We start from the raw sequence: 17,580 nt of genomic DNA, 5'->3' as shown, positions 1-17,580 counted from the left end.
GCGACGGCATCGAAACAGGAGCAGGAAACATGGCTGAACGGCTGCGGAACACCGCCTTCTGGTCCCTGGTCGCGCTCGCCGGGTTTCAGGCAGCGTCAGCCATCAGCGGCGGGGTAGGCCTCATGGCCACCGCGGGGCTCGGGATGCCTTCGTCCTTCCTCGCGACCGGTCCGTTCTCGAACTTCATAGGGCCGGGTGTCATCCTGCTCGTCGTCGTCGGGGGCACTCAGGTGATCGCGATGGGGCTGCTGCTGGCTCGGAGGGAGGCGGGACTGTTCTGGTCCGCAGTCGCGGGTTTCGGAATGATCCTCTGGATCTACGTCGAGACGGGGATGATCAGAGGGACGTCCTGGCTTCAGGTGCTCTACCTCGCCACGGGCATCGCTCAGCTCATCCTCGTGATGGCTCTGCTCGGCGTCGCCGCCTGGCTCCCGCGCGCACCACTACCTGCCTCACGGTCTTCCCAGGACCGGCGGTAGAACACGCCGGACATTGCGCGCGGGAGCTTCGGCTCTGATGACCGCGTGCCATTGAGGGTCAACTGGAGCCGACGGCCCGCTGACCGCATCGGCGAAAGACGTGTGAGGGGGTGGTGAGGATGACTCTCCCTGATGGCGTCCCCGCCGGGCGGAAAGCCGTGGGCGATCCCGCGGCCGAGGACCGAGAAGCGACGGTGGATGCCGTGGAGGCGGAACAGGAGACGGATGTCACACTCGCGCGGCTTCTCATCTGCCTGGAGAGCGCCGCGTACTGGTACGACAAGATGCCGGCGTATGCCGATGCAGAGAGACGGGCAGGCAATAGCTGGGCCATCGGGTCGGGCGCCCTCGCGGCGTTGACCGGTCTTGCCATCTGGCCCCTGATCACCGAGCAGGCCCCGCCGCTGGTCGCCGGGATCGTCGTGTCGGGGGTGGCGTTCGCTTCGGCCATATGCGCACTCGTGTCGAAGGTCAACCGCTACACGGAAATGGCCGAACGCGGCCAGGAGCTGGCCGGACTCTACGGTCAGTCACTAGGCCTGCTCATGGACCTGACCACTGCTGGCGGCGTGATCAAGCAGCCGAAGGCGCATGCAGCCGTCGTCCTGTTCCAGCAGACGAAGATCAGGAAGGACAAGCTCTACCGAAACCCGCCCCGTGGGGAGGGTGAGACGCCGAAGGTGACCGACTTCGTGAGCCGCCTCCTGACCGCACGCAAGATGGTGGAGATCGCTCGCCAGCAGGGAGCCGGGCAACAGGGAGACCCCGCCGGGCCTTCGGGAGTATCGTGAGCGCATGGTCGACAGCGCCGAGGAGAGCATGAACGAGCAGCACTGGTCCGGCGCAGGGACTCCGACGGACCCCTGGGTCCTGAAGACCGCGCCCTTATCATCCGAGTACACGATCTTTCGGGATGACGACAACGATCCAGCCCTCGTGGTCTGCCAGGTGGGGTCGACCAGGCTCACGTACCTCGCGCGCGCGATCGACGACCTCCACGCAGAGCTGCTCCGACGTGGCGACTGGGTGACGCTGGGCGCCGCCGACGAGAAGAAGGAGCCGGCGCCGGATTCGGTCGAGGCATGGGGCCGCTCTGAGGACAACCCCGTGGGTGGGTGGTACGGCCAGCGGAAGGGATACCGAGGCCGTTTCGGCATGTACCTGCCGCCCCTTCTCGAAGCCCTCGGACTCGTCGAGCTCGAGCACAATGCTCGCAATAATCGCGTCAGGGCGATCGCGCGCGCATAAGGCCGCCGCCCGGTGGAACTCGTCGTCGGCGACGGATTCCAGCTCCGACGAACCCGGATCACCAGCGGCCCGCCGCGCTGCCCCTTCGCACCACAGCGGACCGCCGGCTACGCAGCGCTCCTGCACGCCCTCCCCAGGCAAGCAGTACCGACTGCGGCCAGCAACGCTAGACCCGCGCGACGCAGATGGTAAGGGGGTGTCCAAACCCCGCCGTCGGCGCTATGGGCCTGGATGGCCGGCTTCTTCATGAGGGAAGCTCTGTGTGGAGGGGCTGACGGGAATCGAACCCGCGCTATCTGCTTGGGAAGCAGAAGTTCTACCATTGAACTACAGCCCCGTACTCGCATCCGAGGAGCGAGCGAAGGCCAGCCTACCTGTACGCCGCCCGATGGCCAAAGCACGGGACGCGTCGGGGTGCCATCGCAGACGGTGGTCTGCGATGGCACCCCATGATCGCGTCGGTCAGCGGCGGACGCCCCGTCGTCGGGCGAACGCCAGGCCGCCGGCCGCGAGCAGCAGCGCTGCGAGGGCCAGCGCCGAGGTGAGCCCGGCGGTGTCGAGTCCGGTGGAGGCCAGGCCGCCGGCGGCGCCGGAGCCGGTTCCGGTGGTGTTCCCTCCGCCGACTCCGCCCGTTCCCGGCTGCGCGGCCCGCACCGTCAGGGGAGCCCGCACCTCCGTGCCGTCGGCGCGCGTCATCACGACGTGGTGCTGTCCTGCGGCCACATCGGTCGGCACGCGCCAAGACAGCGTCCCGGCTCCGGATCCATCCGCCGTGACGGTTCCCATGTTGATCGGGTCGGAGTGCAGCGCGAACGACGCCACCTCATCGGGCTCCAGCCCGGCGACGTCGATCGTGATCTGCTGACCGGCCGTGACGGCATCCGCGGAGAGCGTGACCTGCGCGGGCTCCGGCGTCGTCGCCTCGTCGAGCGTCACCATGATCCAGCTCACCTGCACGTCGGCGTCGCGAGTCGGCTGCAGCACGAGTTCGATCTGACCCTCGTCGCCCATGGCGATGTCGCCGTAGCTGCGCACCTCGTCGGCCGCGCCGTAATCATGGTCCTGCTCGACGATGGCGCCGTTCACGCTCACCTTCGCGCCGCGGTCGTCCCACTGGTCCCAGGGGTCCGCGTAGCCGACATGCACGCTGTACCGACCGGGCTCGAGGTCGCCGAAACGGTAGGCGATGTCGCGACCGTCGACCGCGTATCGCATGGTCGAGAACATCGTTCCGTCGACGGTGCCCGCGCTCTTGCTGCCCTCGCTGACGTATCCCCACGACGCGCCGCTCGCGGCATCCTCGGCATACGCCTGATCGGCACGGCTGTTGAGCAGGTCACCCTCGTCCTCGGCGGCGTCCCGCAGGGCCAACCAGTCCGCGGTCTGCTGTCCACCGGCGTTGACCGCGTAGCGCAGCCCCTCGGGAACGACCGCGATCGTTCGGGTGAACGTGCGTCCGCCGAACTCGGGGAGGGTGCCCGTCGCGGTGACGATCCCCGGTGCGTCGAACGAGCCGGCGATGCTCCAGGTCACGGGCTGCTCGGTCATCACGCCGTTCTGGGTGACGTTGACCACCGGTGTGTCGAGTGCGCCCCCGACCGGAACCGTCTCGGGCACGGCCGAGACATCCCACGCCGACCACTGGTCGAGCTGGTCGAGCGTCCACTCGTCGTGCACCTCGACCGCCAGCGAGTCGCCGCCTTCGCCCATGTTGATCGGCAGCCACACCATCTGCGCGTTCTTGAGGTCGCCGCCGCCGTTCCATCGGTCGCCCATGTAGATGTACTTGCCGTGCTCGCGATCGACCGGGATCACCGAGCTGGGCTGCGAGTTCCAGGAGTTGCTCTGCGCCCACCAGGGGAACGGGTCTCCCATCTCGGTCCACGCGCCCATGATGTCGCTGGAGCTCGCCCACCGTGAGGGGTTCGGGCTCCATCCCGTGGTGCCCGAGGTGATCAGGAAGTACCGCTCGTCGTGCTTGAAGATCGCCGGGGATTCCCTCGACTGGTTCACGAAGATGCGGTTGTAGTCCACACCGAGCACGGCCTCATCGGCGGGAGTCGCCAGGTCGGTGTAGTCGTCGTTGAGCTTGGAGATGAACATGGTCGCGTTCTCCTCGCTCGAATAGATGATGTAGCCGGTGCCGTCGTCGTCGACGAACAGGTTCATGTCGCGCGCCATGCCACGGTTGTTCGGGGCGTGGTTGGTCGGTTCGGCATCGGCGGGTGCGTAGTGCAGCCGGTAGCTGTCGATGTACTTGAAGGGACCGAACGGCGAGTCCGCCACCGCGACCCCGGCGTTGGCCTTGGCGTACTGCGCGGACGACGTCGCCGACGGGCCGTCCATGTGCGCCCACATCACCCACTTGCCGGTCTTCTCGTTGAAGATCACCTTCGGACGTTCGATGATCGGCGGGGTCACGCCGTCGACGGGCACGGTGCCGAGATCGCGGTAGACGGCGTCCTGCTGGGCGGCGGAGTAGTCGCCGTACAGCGCCTCGAAGTAGGGATCGTCCTCGAACTGGTCCTTCGACGACAGCGCTCGCAGCGCCACCCCGCGGTCGTCCCAGTTGTACAGGTCGTACGAGCTGTAGACGTGCACGCCGGGAGCCGAGTGGTACCCGTTCGTGCGGTCTTCGCCGTAGAGGTAGTAGATGGTGCGACCGTCGGCATCCTTCGACGGCACGACCTGACCGCCGTGCGCCTGGATCACCTCGCCGTCGGAGTCGAGCCATTCCTGTCCTGGGCGGAAGCTCGCGTACGGGGCGATGTCGTCGCGTGCCGACTCGAGCCGCCACAGCTGGTTGGCGCCCCAGTTCGACTGCCACACCCCGACGCTCGCACCGACCGAGGTCGAGGAGCCTCCGACATCCAGCACGGCACCGCGTCCGGCGTTCAGCAGGCTGAACTCCGCGCCGTCGGTCGAGGTCATCATCCACAGCGCAGACGGGTCGGTCGCTGCGGAGGCGTCGTCGAGCACACGCAGGGCCGTGGAGTCGCCGTCGGCAACCAGCGCACGTCCGTCGGCCGCACGCAGGGCGAAGCGGTCGCGCGAGGTGCCCGGCTGGTCGTCGATGAGCGAGGCCGTCCAGGTCTGCACGGGGATCAGCTCGGGATCCCTGGCGCTGCCGAGGAGGGCGCCGTCATCGGAGGCGGTCAGTGCATGCCCGCTCTGGACGCCGGTGATCGTGTAGGTCTCACCGTCGCGGAGCGCCGGTGCCTCGGCGGCGATGCCTTCGACGCCGGAGACGACGAAGGTGGTCACCGACTTCGCGGGAACCGTGAGCACGGCGGTCCCGTCTGCGCCGACCGCGACCGCTGTCCCGGTGCGCAGAGCGTTCGCCGTCGGGTCGGATGCCGGAGACTCCGTCGTCACGACGGGGGTCACCGTGGCGCCCTGATCGATGTCGCCGAACAGCGACAGGTCGATCGTGATCGTGCGGGCCTGGTCGCTCTCGTTCGTGTGCACGAGCGTGGCGCCGGAGCCGTCGCCGTCGATGGCCGCCGTGGTGTCGTTGTCGGCGACCCGCACCAGCTGGTCGCCGGGTTCGATGTAGTGCGTGAAGTTGCGCAGGGTGTTGTACTTCGCGTTCGTGCGGACGTGGCATCCCGCGTCCGCGTCGCCGTCGGCCAGGCGACGGGCGGAGTCGCCCTCGGCGTTGCAGTCGAAGTCGATGAACACCGAGCCCCAGTTCTTCTTCTCGACCTTCTCCATGTTGTAGAGGTCTTCGACCGGCTGCCACAGCACCCAGGCCTCCGGCTCGAGCTCGCGCAGGTCGGAGCTGACGAGCTGGGCGATGCCGAGCCCGTTCTCGATGGCATCCGGGTTCCAGCTGTCGCCGCCCCAGTTGCCTTCGACCTCACTCATCCACAGCGGCTTGGCCGCGCTCTTCGCGATGTCACGAGCCAGGTGGCGGCCTCCCGTGGAGTAGGTGTGCACGTTCAGCTGGGCGACGGCGTCACGCGCCGCGGTGTCCCATCCGTTCCAGTCCTCCACGAATCGCTGCGGATTCGTCTCGTCGGGGCCGGAGATCACGGCGTCGGTCGTGGTGTCGGAGGCGGCCAGCTCAGCGGCGAGCGCCTTGATCACGTCAGCCTGCAGCGCGGGGCCGGCGTGGGCACCCTCCTGCCTGCTCGCGCTCGTGGGCCAGCCGTCGCCACCGATCGTGGTGCCCCAGTAGTTGGTGTTCGGCTCGTTCAGCGGGTCGATCGTGTCGAACGAGATGCCCTGGGTGTCTTCGACGTGCTCGACGACGGTCTTGAGGTACGTCGCGAACGTGTCGAGGGAGTCGCGGCGGATCTGGTCGGCCCAGGGGTCGGTACCGCCGCTGACGAAGCCGCTCTCGGTCATGAAGTAGGGCGGGGAGTTGCTGAAGGCCTCCCAGGTGTCGACCTGGTCCTTGATGGCCGAGACCCAGGCGAGCTGTGCGGCATCGGCCGAGAAGTCGTAGTCGCTCGCGTTCTCGCCCGTCCACGCGGCGCGGAAGCGGTCGCGGTCGGCGAAGTTTGACGTGATCGCGCCGTCGTCGTCGGTGAGCGGAGCATCCGGGTTCCACCACCCTGGGACCGCTCCGCCGGGGCGCAGGTAGTCGGGCACATCGGTCGCGTTGCCGCCGCCGATGTTGTAGCGCGCGATGTTGAGGTTCAGGCCCTCGTCGCCGAAGACCTTGTCGATGAGCTCATCGCGCAGCTCTGCCGGGTACGAGCCGGTCGCGTTCGCCATCCACACCAGACTCGAACCCCACCCCTTGAAGGGGGCGCCCGCATAGGCGGGATTAGGGGTCAGGGTGACATCGGATTCGGCAGCCGTGGCCGCCTGCGGGAAGGCGGCGAGACCGCTCGCGGTCGCGGCGAGCACCGCGGCCATGGCGAGTGCGCGCCGGGATGTGGTCGCTGTTCTTGCAGACATCGTTGTCCATTCAGATTGTGTTGACGTTAACATGTCGACGTCAACACAATCTAGCGGATCTTGATCGGCCGGACAAGTTCCCGCTCGCGACAACTAGGCTGGTGCCGTGCTTCTCAGCGACCGCGACATCAAGGCAGAACTCGCATCCGGCCGCATCGGCCTCGAGCCTCGCGAAGACGGGATGATCCAGCCGTCGAGCATCGACGTGCGCCTGGACCGGTACTTCCGGTTGTTCGACAACCACAAGTACCCGTTCATCGATCCCTCGGTCGACCAGCCCGAGCTCACGCGCCTGATCGAGGTCGACCCCGACGAGCCCTTCATCCTGCACCCCGGGGAGTTCGCACTCGGTGCCACGTTCGAGCAGGTCACGCTGTCCGACGACATCGCGGCACGCCTCGAGGGCAAGTCGTCCCTGGGGCGCCTCGGGCTCATCACGCACTCCACCGCAGGGTTCATCGACCCGGGCTTCACGGGGCATGTGACGCTCGAGCTCGCGAACGTCGCGACCCTGCCCATCAAGCTGTGGCCGGGGATGAAGATCGGGCAGCTGTGCTTCTTCCGGCTCACGTCTCCCGCCGAGAACCCGTATGGCTCCGGCCCCTATGGCAACCGGTACCAGGGGCAGCGCGGACCGACGGCCTCGCGGTCGTTCCAGAACTTCCATCGAACGGATGTCGGCAGCACCGACATCGGAGCAGTCGGAGGCTGAGATGAGTGACGTCAGCGGCACACCGCCGGAAGAGCCCGTCGTCCCCGAGGGGGCCGACCTTCCCGACGCGCGGGAGGCCATGCCGGATGAGCCGCTGATCCCGCCCGCCGACGTCGTCATCCCGCCTCCGCCGCCCGAGATCCCGATCCCGGAGGGATTGCTGGCGGAGCCTGCGTCGGACATCCCCTCGGATGTGTCGTCCGTCGATGCGGTCGTCCCGCCGCCACCCGCGACGCGTCGTGGTTCCGACCGTGCACGCCCGACCCCCGCCATCCTCGAAGGAGAGCCGCCCGCCGCAGTGGCGGACGACTGGTCCCAGCCGTCGGTCGCGCCCGAGGTGCCGACATCCGGCGGCTATCGCGTGCTCACCGTCGTGATCTTCGCGTTCCTGTTCGTGCTCCTCGTCGCCGCGATCATCGTCGGGGTGTACCTGCTGAACACGACGACCTTCCCCTTCGCGGGTGCCGACGAGGCCGCCACGACGGCGATCACCTTCGCGCTGCGTTCCTGAACCTCGGCGCAGGCGAACTCAGGCGCGTGTGCGTCCCTGCCGGCGCCGAAGCGCCGCCGATGCCACGGCGACGAGAGTGCCGATGGCCACGCCGATCACTGTCTCGATCGCGCGGTCCTGAAGGAGCATGTCGACGGGGGTGGGTGCGGCGAGGTGCACCATGAGCAGCGCGAGTGGGGTGATGAACACCATCGCGATGCCGTAGTTGCGGCCGACGAACAGCTCGGCGGCGGCCTGCAGCACGACCACGAGGACGATGACGGCGAGCGGCGGCAGATCGATCGCGAGGATCGCCGCCGCGACGAGCACGCCGAGAAGGGTGCCGACGAGGCGCTGGATGCCGCGGATCACCCGGGCGTTCAGCTGCGGTCCGCTCACGGCGGCGACCGCGCCGACGGCTGCCCAGTACCAGTGGGAGTCCATGATCAGCAGGCCGGCGAAGCCTGCTCCCACGATCGCCACTCCGACCGATGCCGCCATCTCTCCGGCTATGGGGCCCACGGGTTGCCGGGACCTCGACGACGCATCGGCAGTGCTGCGCGTGAAGACGCCGATGAGGGCGGTGATGGCCAGCCCGAACAGCACGCTCGGACCGCCGACCAGCAGCACGTCGCCGAAGGAGGCGGTCGTCGCCGGGATCGTGGCGCATGCCCCGACCGCGAACACCGGGAACAGAGGCCCCGGAGGGTGCCACCGCATCGTGTAGGCGAGCAGGGTGACGGCGGATGCGATGACCGCGACGACGAGGATGCTGACCGGGGCGGGAGCGGCGAGGACCGACAGGGCGGTGCCGACGAGCATCGAGGCGAGGATCACCCCGCCGGCGGTGGCCTGCATCCGCAAGCGATCGCGGAACACGTCATGGCGCCCGTAGAGCGCGGCGAAGGCGCCGAAGCTCGCATAGATGCTGAGGTCGAGGCGCCCCAGCATCCAGAGCACGAGGAGGGGGACCGCGACGCTGATCGCGGCGCGGAGCGCGACCCGGTGGTCACCGCGGTGCGGTTCGACGCGCAGAACGCCCGTCCACACTCTGCCCCGTGAATCCGCCACCGATCCAGCCTACGTCCGAGCCCGGGCCTCCATCGCGGCTGGGCCTCCATTTCGGCCGGGCGGTCGCTCGATACACGAAACGCCCCACCCGGATGTCGGGAGAGGCGTTTCGAGGGTGTGCGGATGTCAGGCGTCGCGGCCGCGGGTGAATCCCGCGTCGAAACCACGCTCGAACGCGTGCTGAGCGATCCGCTCTGCACGGTGCGCGCCGTGTCCGTGTCCGTGTCCGTGTCCGCCGTGTCCGTGTCCGCGGCCGTGACCGCGGTGACCGGCGCCGGGCTCGCCGTGGCGGCATCCGTTCTCGGCGTCCGCGTGCGGGCCGAAGCCGTGTCCGGGGCCGAAGCCGTGCTCACGGTCGTGTCCGAAGCCGTGCACGGCCTCGCGCTCGGGGCCGCGGCCGAAGCCTCGGCCGAACGGGCGTCCGAAGCCGCGGGGAAAGCCGCGACCGTGGCGGGGGCCGCCGAAGCCATGCCGGCGTGCGCGGGGAAGAGGAGTCTCCTCGTCCCAGCCGAACGCACGGGCGATCTTCTCGAGTGAGGCCAGCGTGGTGGCCATGTCCTCGGGGGACACGGCCTCGGTGACCGTGGTGCGGATCTCGTCGACGAGGGTGCCGAGGCGTTCCTTCGCCGCGCGGCCGTCGTCGGTGAGCGTCCAGCCTTCTCCCTCGGGGGAGACCCAGCCGCGCTCGACGAGTCGATGCAGCTTGTGGCCGTTCAGCGGGCGGTCGGATGCGACGGTGCCGTCGACGATGTTGAGCAGGCGCCAGTCGCGGCGACTCGCGTGCTCGCTGTCGAACGCGGTGGCGAACTCGGCCGCCATGAGGCGGTCGGCGGCCTTCAGCCAGTAGCCGAAGGGGCGGGAGGTGTTCTCGGAGTTCTGTGATTCAGAGGTGTTCATGGGAAGTCCTTCGTGTCGGGGTGACTTTGTTGTCAGTGTGCATGTGTATGTCACAGTGCATGTACATGTAGTGTGACATGGACTCGCAATGCATGTCAAGTCGCATGTAAAATCGATCCGTGACCACCGAATCGAACGATGCCGCGAACGACGCCGCACCGGACGCGGCCCAGCGGGATTCCGCACAGTCGGATTCCGCCGAGGCCATCGCGCAGGCGCTGTCCCGTCTGCGAGGACGCCGACCGGGGGAGAGGGGCGCGGGCGAGCGGGGTCAGGGCGGCCGTGGTCATGGCGGACCGCGCGGATGGCACGGAGGGCCCCACGGCGTCGCGCCGGGGGAAGATCCTCGCGACCACTTCGAGCACCATCGCGGTCACCCCGGGATGCCGCCGTGGATGGCCGACCCCTCGGGTCGCCTCGGCGGCCCCGCCCGCATGCGGATGCTGGAGGCGCTGGCCGCGGCATCCGCGCCGCTGAGCGTGAGCGACCTCGGTGCCGCGATCGGGGTCGATCAGCCCCGCGCGTCACGGCTCGTGCAGCAGGGTGTCGAACGCGGTTACGTGCGCCGCGAGGCCGACCCCGACGACGCGCGGCGCACACGTATCGCGCTGACGGACGAGGGGCGTCGCCTCGCCAGGGGTATGCGCGGCGAACGTCGCGAGATGCTGGCGACGGCGCTCACCTCCTTCACGGAAGAGGAGCGCGTCGAGCTCGCCCGGCTGCTGAACAAGCTCGCCGACAACTGGCAGCGCTGACCCGGACTCGGATCAGCGCGGCGCCTTCACCGGGAGCAGGAGCAGGAAACCGGCGATCAGGACGATCACGATGCCCAGGATGCCGAACGCGGTCTGGGCCGTCAGCACGATCAACAGGGTCCAGGCGCCGGAGGCCATCCAGCTCGCGGCCCGACCGGTCGTGGCGTACAGGCCGAAGATCTCGCCCTCGCGGCCGGCCGGGGTGACCCTGGCCAGGAACGACCGTGCCGCCGCCTGCGCGGGGCCGACGAACGCGCAGAGGATGAGTCCGCCGATCCAGAACACGATGGCGCCCGCGTCCCTCAAGAAGAAGACCGCGAGGCCGGCGACGATCATCGACCCGATCGAGGCGAGGATGATCCGCTTCGGCCCCAGGTAGTCGTCGAGTCGTCCGGCGGCGATCGTCGAGACCCCCGCGATCAGGTTCGCGGCGATGCCGAAGATGATGATCTCCTGCGTCTCGAACTTGAACACCGCGGTGCCGATGATCGCACCGAAGGCGAACACGCCACCGAGGCCGTCGCGGAACACGGCGCTCGCCAGCAGATACCAGAAGGTGGGCCGGGTCTCCGGGTCGCGGTACAGACCGGCGACGTCCTTCACCAGCAGCGGGTACGAGGCGAAGAATCCGACTCTGCGCTCGGGGCGTCCGAGTGAGGGCTCCGGCACGTTGAGGAAGATCGGGATGCTGAAGATGATCGCCCATACCGCGCATCCGACCGCGATCAGCCGGTAGGCCAGGCCGTTGTCGGTCGACATGCCGAACCAGTCGAAGGTGTCGAGCACGACCACGATCACGAGAGCGATGATGCCGCCGAGGTAGCCGAAGCCCCAGCCGAGGCCCGAGATGCGACCGACGTTCTTCGGGTTCGCGATGCCGATGAGCATCGCGTTGGAGTTCACCGCCGCGATCTCCTGGAACACCGTCGCGGCCGAGATCAGGGCGACTCCCAGCCAGAACAGGCTCGGTGTGGGTTCGACGAACCACAGGCCCAGCATGCACATGACCAGTGCGCCGGTGCCGATTCCGAGCCACAGCTTCTGGCGCCCGGCGGCGTCCGCGCGCTGACCCAGCACGGGGGCCAGCAGCAGGATGCCGAAGGCAGCGATCGTCGATCCCAGGCCGAGACCGGCCGCGAGATCCGCCTCGGCGGCGAGTCGGACCGGGTCGTTCACATCGAGCGACGCGACCTCTGGTGGCAGGAAGCCCTCGCCGACGAGATACAGCGCCGTGAACACGAACGTCAGGATGACGGTGTTGAAGGGCTGCGTCGCCCAGTCCCACAGCGCCCAGGAGTACACCTGCTTCTTCGGCGCGGGTGTGTCGCCGCGCAGATCCAGGCCGACGACGGCCACGGCGCCGCTGTTCGCGGTCGCCACGGGCTCGGGAACGCCCTGGCGAGGTTCGGGTTCGCTCATGGGGGAAGTCTGGCGGGCCACGGTGAACGCCCGGTGACGGCGCGCCGCGCCAGGGGGCAGAGATCGGAGCCGCAGCGATGCTCAGGCGTAGAGCAGATCCGCCTCGACGGCCGCGGGCCAGTTCGGTACCGCGAGTGTCGCCGGGTCGTTCCAGCTCCCGTCGGCGATCTGGCGGAATGCGCCGCGCACGCCGAAGAGCTTCTCCAGCGGCGACCAGTTCGACTCTCCCGGCATCGGGATCAGCGACCGCTCGGCGAGGGACTCCGGGTACATCTCCGCCAGGAGTGACAGGAGGCGCACCCCGGTGTGCACCGGCCGCAGGGCCGCGGCATCGGTCACGTGCAGGATCACACCCTCGCACTGCGCGCCGGCATGGTCGCGCACGAGGGGGGTGAATCCGTAGGGGGAGGCGGTCACCCCGGGGAGATCGAGGTCGACCACCGCCTGCGCATAGTCCTCGGCGTCGATGAAGGGTGCCCCGATCACACGGAACGGCACCGCGGTGCTGCGCCCTTCGGAGACGTTCACGCCCTCGGCGAGGCACGTCCCGGGGTAGAGCAGGGCTGTCGCCGCGCTCGGCAGGTTCGGTGACGGCGGCATCCAGCGGAGCTCTTCGCGACCGATCGCGGTGTCCCCGCGTCGCCAGCCGTCGAGCTCGACGACGTCGAGCTCGACATCGATGCCGCGGGTGCGCACCCAGTGCCGAGCGAGTTCTCCGATGGTGAGTCCGTGACGGATCGGCATCGACCAGCGCCCGACCAGCGATTGCGCCGCCTCGTCGAGCATCGGACCCTCTGCCTGTTCGAGGAGACCGCCGAGCGGATTGGGGCGGTCGAGCACGATGACGGCGACCCCCGCATGCGCGCAGGCTTCGAGCATGTGGCTCATGGTCCAGATGTAGGTGTAGAAGCGTGCGCCGACATCCGGGAGATCCACCAGGACGACGTCGAGGTCGGCGAGGTCTTCCGCGGAGGGGCGCACGGAGGGGCCGTACAGGCTGCGCACGGGAACGCCCGTGACGCGGTCTCGCACGTCGTCGATGAGCGCTCCCTCTTTCGCCCGTCCGTCCATCCCGTGTTCCGGGCCGAAGAGCAGGTTCAGCGACCACCCCTCCGCCACGAGCGCGGCCCGCCCACGCGTGAGCTGCGACGTCAGCGCCAGGTCGTTGGTGAGCATCCCGATCCGCGCGGTGCGCAGCGTGGTCAGCAGGCGCGGGGGCAGGTCGTGCCGGAGGAGCCGGTCGATACCGAGGTGCATGGTCAGTCGATTCTGTGAGTGGTGACGGCGTCGAGGGTGCGCTGCAGGTTCGCCGAGATGGTGTCGTAGTCGGCCTGCGCGATGCGGGTGTAGAGGAAGTCGAGGATCGCGAGCTGCGCGATGCGGCTCGCCATCGCGCCGGAGCGGAACGTCGATTCCGACACCGCGGTGACGAGCACCAGGTCGCACGCTCTGGCCAGAGGCGACTTCGGGTTGTTCGTGATGGCGATCGTGGTCGCCCCGGCTCTGCCCGCGACCTGCGCCGCCTGCACGATCTCGAGCGTGCGTCCGGAATGGGAGATGGCGATCGCCACATCCCGCCCATCCAGCAGCGCGGCGCCCGTCAGCGCGAGATGGTGGTCGGTGCGGGCCTGGGCGACGAGTCCTGCTCGGTGCAGCTTCTGCTCCAGATCCTGGGCGGCGAGTCCGCTGGAGGCGGCACCGTAGATGTCGATGCGTCGCGCGTCTCGGACCTCGGCCACGCAGCGTTCGAGCTCGTCGAGATCGATCTGGCGGGCGGTGCGTTCGATCGCGGCGGCCTCCGCGAAGGCGATCTTGCGCACGGTCGTCGCGACGTCGTCGTAGCGGCTGACATCGCCCGCAGAAACCTGGAACCTCTCCTGGTCGGAGGCGCTGCGGCTGAGCTCGGTCGCGAGCGCCAATCGCATGTCCGGGTAGCCGCCGAAGCCGACGCTGCGGGTGAAGCGGGCGACGCTGGCGACGGAGACCTCGCACTCCTCGGCCAACCGGGTGATGGAGCTCTCCACGACGGCCTGGGGCTCGGCGAGGACGTACTCGGCGATACGGCGCTCGGTCGGGGTCAACTCGGAGAGACGCTGATGGATGGCTGTCACGACACTGTTCGGCACGTGCCCATGATGTCAGGCCGAAACCCACTTCGGAAGAAATTTTCAGATTTGCTTGCATTTCTGTAAGAGATTGCCCAAAGTGGGCATGTCGGCATCTCCCCAACCACGGGAATGCCGCATGACATCGACGTCACGCGACGTGTCCTCAGCACCGAGGGCACTTCGAAGGGCGTTCCCCCCGAAGTAACGGCAGCCCACGACGTGCCAGGCAGCTGCCACCGTCCGAGAGGAACATCATGCGAAACCGCCCCGTCCGCCTCGCATCCACAGCAGGCATTCTCGTCGCTGGGCTCGCTGTCGCGGGCTGTGCCCCCGCCGCGTCCAGCGGTGAAGCCGAGAGCGATGTCACGCTCACGATCTGGTCGTGGCAGGCTTCCTCCTCGCCCAAGTGGGAGGCCGTCTTCGACAAGTACGAAGAGTCCCACCCCGGGGTCACGATCCAGTTCGAAGGCTTCCAGCCGACCGAGTACAACCAGATCCTGGCGACCGGTCTCGAGGGGAGCGATGGACCGGACATCGCCATGCTCCGCGCGTACGGCGGCATCCAGCCGGCGATCCAGTCGGAGCAGATCGTGCCGATCGACGACATCGTCGACGGACTCGATCAGTTCGATCCGACCGTGCTGCGGGCAGCTCAGGGCAAGGACGACGGGAAGACCTATGGCGTCCCGTTCGCGTACCAGACGATGCAGATGTTCTACAACAAGACCATGTTCGACGAGATGGGTCTCGAGGAGCCCACCGACTGGGACGAGTTCATCGACCTGCAGGAGACCTTGCTGAAAGAGGGCGTGACCCCGATGGCACTCGGTGCCCGCGAGGACTGGGTGCTGCCGATGTTCCACGACATCATGGGCTCGGCGAACTACGGCGGATCCGAGTTCGAGGAGAAGGTGCTCGCCGGCGACATCGACTTCACCGACCCGACGTACGTGTCGTCGCTGCAGATCGTCAAGGACATGCAGAAGTACCTCGACAAGAACGTCAACGCGATCGCCGTCGCCGACGCCGTGCTGCAGTTCACCTCGGGGCAGGCGGCCCAGTGGCCCGGTGGATCGTTCGATCTGCCGACGTTCCAGAACTCCGCGCCCGACACGGAATGGGGCGTGTACGAGGTGCCCCCGGCCCCCGGCAGCGCTCTGGACCATGCGGTCACCCCGGGCTACGCCGACGGCAGCTTCGGCATCAACGCCTCCAGCGAGAACCAGGAGGCGGCGGCAGAGCTGCTGAACTGGATGACGACCTCGGAATTCGGTCAGCTCGTCGCCGATGAGGTGGACCAGTTCTCCGCCCTCCCCGGAGTGAAGTACTCCGACCCGCTCATGCAGGAGATGAACGAGCAGTACACCGCCAACCCGGCGCCGTACCTGCTGCTCGTCGACTTCCGCTACGGCGACCCGACCGGAACCGCGGTCCTGGGCCCGGACATCCAGGCGATGTTCCTCGGCGACAAGACGCCGGAGCAGCTCGGTGCCGACCTGCAGTCCGGGGTCTCCACCTGGTTCACCCCTGGTTCCTGATCCGAACACGAGGGGGCGTCGATCCGGCGCCCCCTCGCGGAGCGAAAGACACACCATGGCACTGACCATCCCCGTCCGGCGCGACCCCGCGAAGCGCGAGGGCACGAAGCGACGCACACGCGCAGGCATCGCCCTATCCACCCCGACGGCCACCCTGTTCGTGCTGCCGGCCGCCGTGCTGTTCGCCGTGCTCATCCTCTATCCGATGCTCGCTGCGCTCAGCTATTCGTTCTTCGACTGGCAGGGCACGAAGCAGGGCGGTTTCGCAGGGGTCGCGAACTACATCACCCTCCTCACGAAGGAGCCCTACGCCTCCGAGCTGTGGAACGCGTTCGGGCACAACCTGCTGCTGTTCGCGGGTGCGCTGGTCTTCCAGAACTCTCTCGGCCTCGGTATCGCCACCCTGCTGCACCGCCGCAAGCGCACCAAGCGCTTCTTCCAGACGATCTTCGCGCTGCCCTACCTGGTGAGCCCCATGGTCATCGGCTACCTGTGGTCGCTCATGCTCTCGCCGCTGTTCGGTCCGGTGAACGCGATCCTCCGCGGTGTGGGCCTCGAGAGCCTCGCCCTTCCCTGGCTCGGCGACCCGCAGCTCGCGATCTGGGTGATCGTGCTCGTGAGCGCCTGGCAGTGGATCGGCTTCCCGATCCTGCTGTACGGCGCCGCCCTCGGCGGGATCCCGGAGGAGATCGAAGAGGCCGCCTCGCTCGACGGGGCGACCGCGGCGAAGCGCTTCCGCTACATCACGTTGCCGATGCTCACGCCCACGATCGGCATCATCACGGTGCTCACCTTCATCGGCAGCATGGAGGCGATGGCCATTCCGTTCGCGCTCGCCGGCTCGAACGGGGCGCCCGCCGGGTCGACCGACGTCATGATGCTCCTCTTCTACCGGACCGCCTTCGAATCGGGGAACCCGAACTCGATCGGCGTCTCCTCCGCGCTCGCGACCGTCCTGTTCATCTTCATCATGGTGATCTCGGTCGTGATCACCTCGACGATGCGTCGCGCTGAACGAAAGCTGTTCTGATGAGCACTGCCCTCGACACCCGTCCGGAGCCCACCACCGAAGCGATCGTCTCCGGTCGTTCCTCCGCCCCCCGCCGCCGCTCCAGCCGCACCGCCGATGCCCCGTTCATCGGGCGGTTGTTCGCGAACGTGTTCCTCTGGGGCTACGCGCTGGTCGCCATCGGCCCGCTGCTGCTGATGGTCAACAACTCGTTGCGCACACAGCAGCAGATCGCGACCGAGCCGCTCGGACTCCCGGTCCCGCCGACGTTCACGAGCTTCCAGAGCGCGTGGATCACCGCGTCGTTCGACACCTACTTCCTCAACTCGATCACCGTCACCGTCGGCTCGGTCATCGTCACGACCGTCGTCTCGGTGCTCGCCGCGTACGCGTTCGCGAGGGCTCGGGCGAAGTTCTTCCGTGGCATCGAGGCGGTCTTCCTGTCCGGGCTCATGCTGCCGGTGCACCTGGCGATCCTGCCGCTGTTCTACCTGCTCGACTCGCTCAAGATGACGAGCAACGTGTTCAGCCTGATCCTCGTCTACGGAGCCCTCGGCATTCCGTTCACGACGTTCGTGCTGACGGTCTTCTTCCGCGCGTTGCCGATCGAACTCGAAGAGGCCGCGCGCATCGACGGCGCCGGTCCGTTCCGCACCTTCGTGCAGATCCTGCTGCCGCTCGTGCGTCCGGCGCTCGCGACCGTGATCGTCTTCCGTTTCGTGCCGGTGTGGAACGACTTCTTCTACCCGCTGATCCTGCTGCGCGACCGGGACTCGTACACCCTTCCCGTCGGACTCACCCGCTTCTTCGGCGAGTACTCCACCGACTGGCCGCAGCTGTTCGCCGGGCTCACGATCGCGACGATCCCGCTCATCGTGCTGTTCCTGCTCGCGACCAAGCAGATCATCAACGGACTCACCTCCGGCATGAGCAAGTGACGGGAGAG

At 68.1% G+C, this 17,580-nt stretch carries 15 protein-coding genes and 1 tRNA gene; 9 read left to right on the top strand and 7 right to left on the bottom strand.

Going from position 1 to position 17,580, the window contains the following annotated elements; genetic code table 11:
* Positions 1 to 29: 29 nt before the first annotated feature.
* The 3 genes from ACP699_RS10160 to ACP699_RS10150 all read left to right on the top strand — a co-directional run bounded on the left by ACP699_RS10160 (position 30) and on the right by ACP699_RS10150 (position 1,727).
* Positions 30 to 479, top strand: coding sequence for a hypothetical protein (locus tag ACP699_RS10160; protein ID WP_151485646.1), 450 nt, complete (start codon positions 30 to 32; stop codon positions 477 to 479).
* 119 nt (positions 480 to 598) lie between these two features.
* Positions 599 to 1,270 (top strand): hypothetical protein, encoded by a 672-nt coding sequence (locus tag ACP699_RS10155; protein WP_426170918.1) that lies wholly within the window; start codon positions 599 to 601, stop codon positions 1,268 to 1,270.
* Positions 1,271 to 1,274: 4 nt separating this feature from the next.
* Entirely contained in the window at positions 1,275 to 1,727 is a 453-nt protein-coding gene (locus tag ACP699_RS10150; protein ID WP_426170916.1) for a DUF6855 family protein, read from the top strand.
* 263 nt (positions 1,728 to 1,990) lie between these two features.
* Here ACP699_RS10150 and ACP699_RS10145 read toward each other — a convergent pair.
* Both ACP699_RS10145 and ACP699_RS10140 read right to left on the bottom strand, forming a co-directional pair.
* Positions 1,991 to 2,064 (bottom strand) — tRNA-Gly (locus ACP699_RS10145).
* 125 nt (positions 2,065 to 2,189) lie between these two features.
* A complete protein-coding gene (locus ACP699_RS10140; RefSeq protein WP_426170914.1) occupies positions 2,190 to 6,635 on the bottom strand; it encodes a glycoside hydrolase in 4,446 nt (1,481 codons plus the stop codon).
* Between the two features lie 106 nt (positions 6,636 to 6,741).
* On the opposite strand from ACP699_RS10140, the gene dcd reads away from it, so the two are divergent.
* Positions 6,742 to 7,347, top strand: coding sequence for a dCTP deaminase (dcd, locus tag ACP699_RS10135; protein ID WP_055874903.1), 606 nt, complete (start codon positions 6,742 to 6,744; stop codon positions 7,345 to 7,347).
* Between the two features lies 1 nt (position 7,348).
* Entirely contained in the window at positions 7,349 to 7,858 is a 510-nt protein-coding gene (locus ACP699_RS10130; protein ID WP_426170912.1) for a hypothetical protein, read from the top strand.
* An 18-nt stretch (positions 7,859 to 7,876) separates the two neighbouring features.
* Here ACP699_RS10130 and ACP699_RS10125 read toward each other — a convergent pair whose 3' ends face one another.
* On the bottom strand, positions 7,877 to 8,908 hold the full coding sequence (locus ACP699_RS10125) for an FUSC family protein (RefSeq protein ID WP_426170910.1): 1,032 nt from the start codon (positions 8,906 to 8,908) through the stop codon (positions 7,877 to 7,879).
* 126 nt (positions 8,909 to 9,034) lie between these two features.
* The gene (locus ACP699_RS10120) at positions 9,035 to 9,805 is read right to left on the bottom strand and encodes a hypothetical protein (RefSeq protein WP_426170908.1); all 771 of its coding nucleotides are present in this window, start codon (positions 9,803 to 9,805) and stop codon (positions 9,035 to 9,037) included.
* A gap of 119 nt (positions 9,806 to 9,924) precedes the next feature.
* Here ACP699_RS10120 and ACP699_RS10115 point away from each other — a divergent pair, with 119 nt between their 5' ends.
* Positions 9,925 to 10,560, top strand: coding sequence for a MarR family winged helix-turn-helix transcriptional regulator (locus tag ACP699_RS10115; protein ID WP_241244587.1), 636 nt, complete (start codon positions 9,925 to 9,927; stop codon positions 10,558 to 10,560).
* A 12-nt stretch (positions 10,561 to 10,572) separates the two neighbouring features.
* On the opposite strand, the gene ACP699_RS10110 is transcribed toward ACP699_RS10115, so the two are convergent.
* The 3 genes from ACP699_RS10110 to ACP699_RS10100 all read right to left on the bottom strand — a co-directional run bounded on the left by ACP699_RS10110 (position 10,573) and on the right by ACP699_RS10100 (position 14,105).
* Positions 10,573 to 11,979: an MFS transporter gene (locus tag ACP699_RS10110; protein ID WP_426170904.1), complete on the bottom strand. Its 1,407-nt coding sequence runs from the start codon at positions 11,977 to 11,979 to the stop codon at positions 10,573 to 10,575.
* Between the two features lie 81 nt (positions 11,980 to 12,060).
* Complete coding sequence (locus ACP699_RS10105) at positions 12,061 to 13,236, bottom strand: exo-beta-N-acetylmuramidase NamZ family protein (protein WP_151485653.1); 1,176 nt, start codon at positions 13,234 to 13,236, stop codon at positions 12,061 to 12,063.
* 2 nt (positions 13,237 to 13,238) lie between these two features.
* Positions 13,239 to 14,105, bottom strand: a complete 867-nt coding sequence (locus ACP699_RS10100; RefSeq protein ID WP_051056561.1) for a MurR/RpiR family transcriptional regulator — start codon at positions 14,103 to 14,105, stop codon at positions 13,239 to 13,241.
* A gap of 236 nt (positions 14,106 to 14,341) precedes the next feature.
* Between ACP699_RS10100 and ACP699_RS10095 the strand changes: the two genes are divergently transcribed.
* The 3 genes from ACP699_RS10095 to ACP699_RS10085 are packed head-to-tail and all read left to right on the top strand — an operon-like array spanning position 14,342 to position 17,572.
* The gene (locus ACP699_RS10095; RefSeq protein ID WP_055866357.1) at positions 14,342 to 15,625 is read left to right on the top strand and encodes an ABC transporter substrate-binding protein; all 1,284 of its coding nucleotides are present in this window, start codon (positions 14,342 to 14,344) and stop codon (positions 15,623 to 15,625) included.
* Positions 15,626 to 15,680: 55 nt separating this feature from the next.
* A complete protein-coding gene (locus ACP699_RS10090; protein WP_055866355.1) occupies positions 15,681 to 16,655 on the top strand; it encodes a carbohydrate ABC transporter permease in 975 nt (324 codons plus the stop codon).
* The gene (locus ACP699_RS10085; RefSeq protein ID WP_017829671.1) at positions 16,655 to 17,572 is read left to right on the top strand and encodes a carbohydrate ABC transporter permease; all 918 of its coding nucleotides are present in this window, start codon (positions 16,655 to 16,657) and stop codon (positions 17,570 to 17,572) included. Before ACP699_RS10090 ends, ACP699_RS10085 begins: the two co-directional genes overlap by 1 nt.
* The last annotated feature ends 8 nt before the right edge of the window (positions 17,573 to 17,580 follow it).

Origin of the sequence: Microbacterium sp. DWRC1-3, from assembly GCF_049896645.1 — a bacterium.
GTDB classification, from domain to species: Bacteria; Actinomycetota; Actinomycetes; order Actinomycetales; family Microbacteriaceae; genus Microbacterium; species Microbacterium maritypicum.
This window is presented reverse-complemented; position numbering and strand designations above follow the sequence as displayed.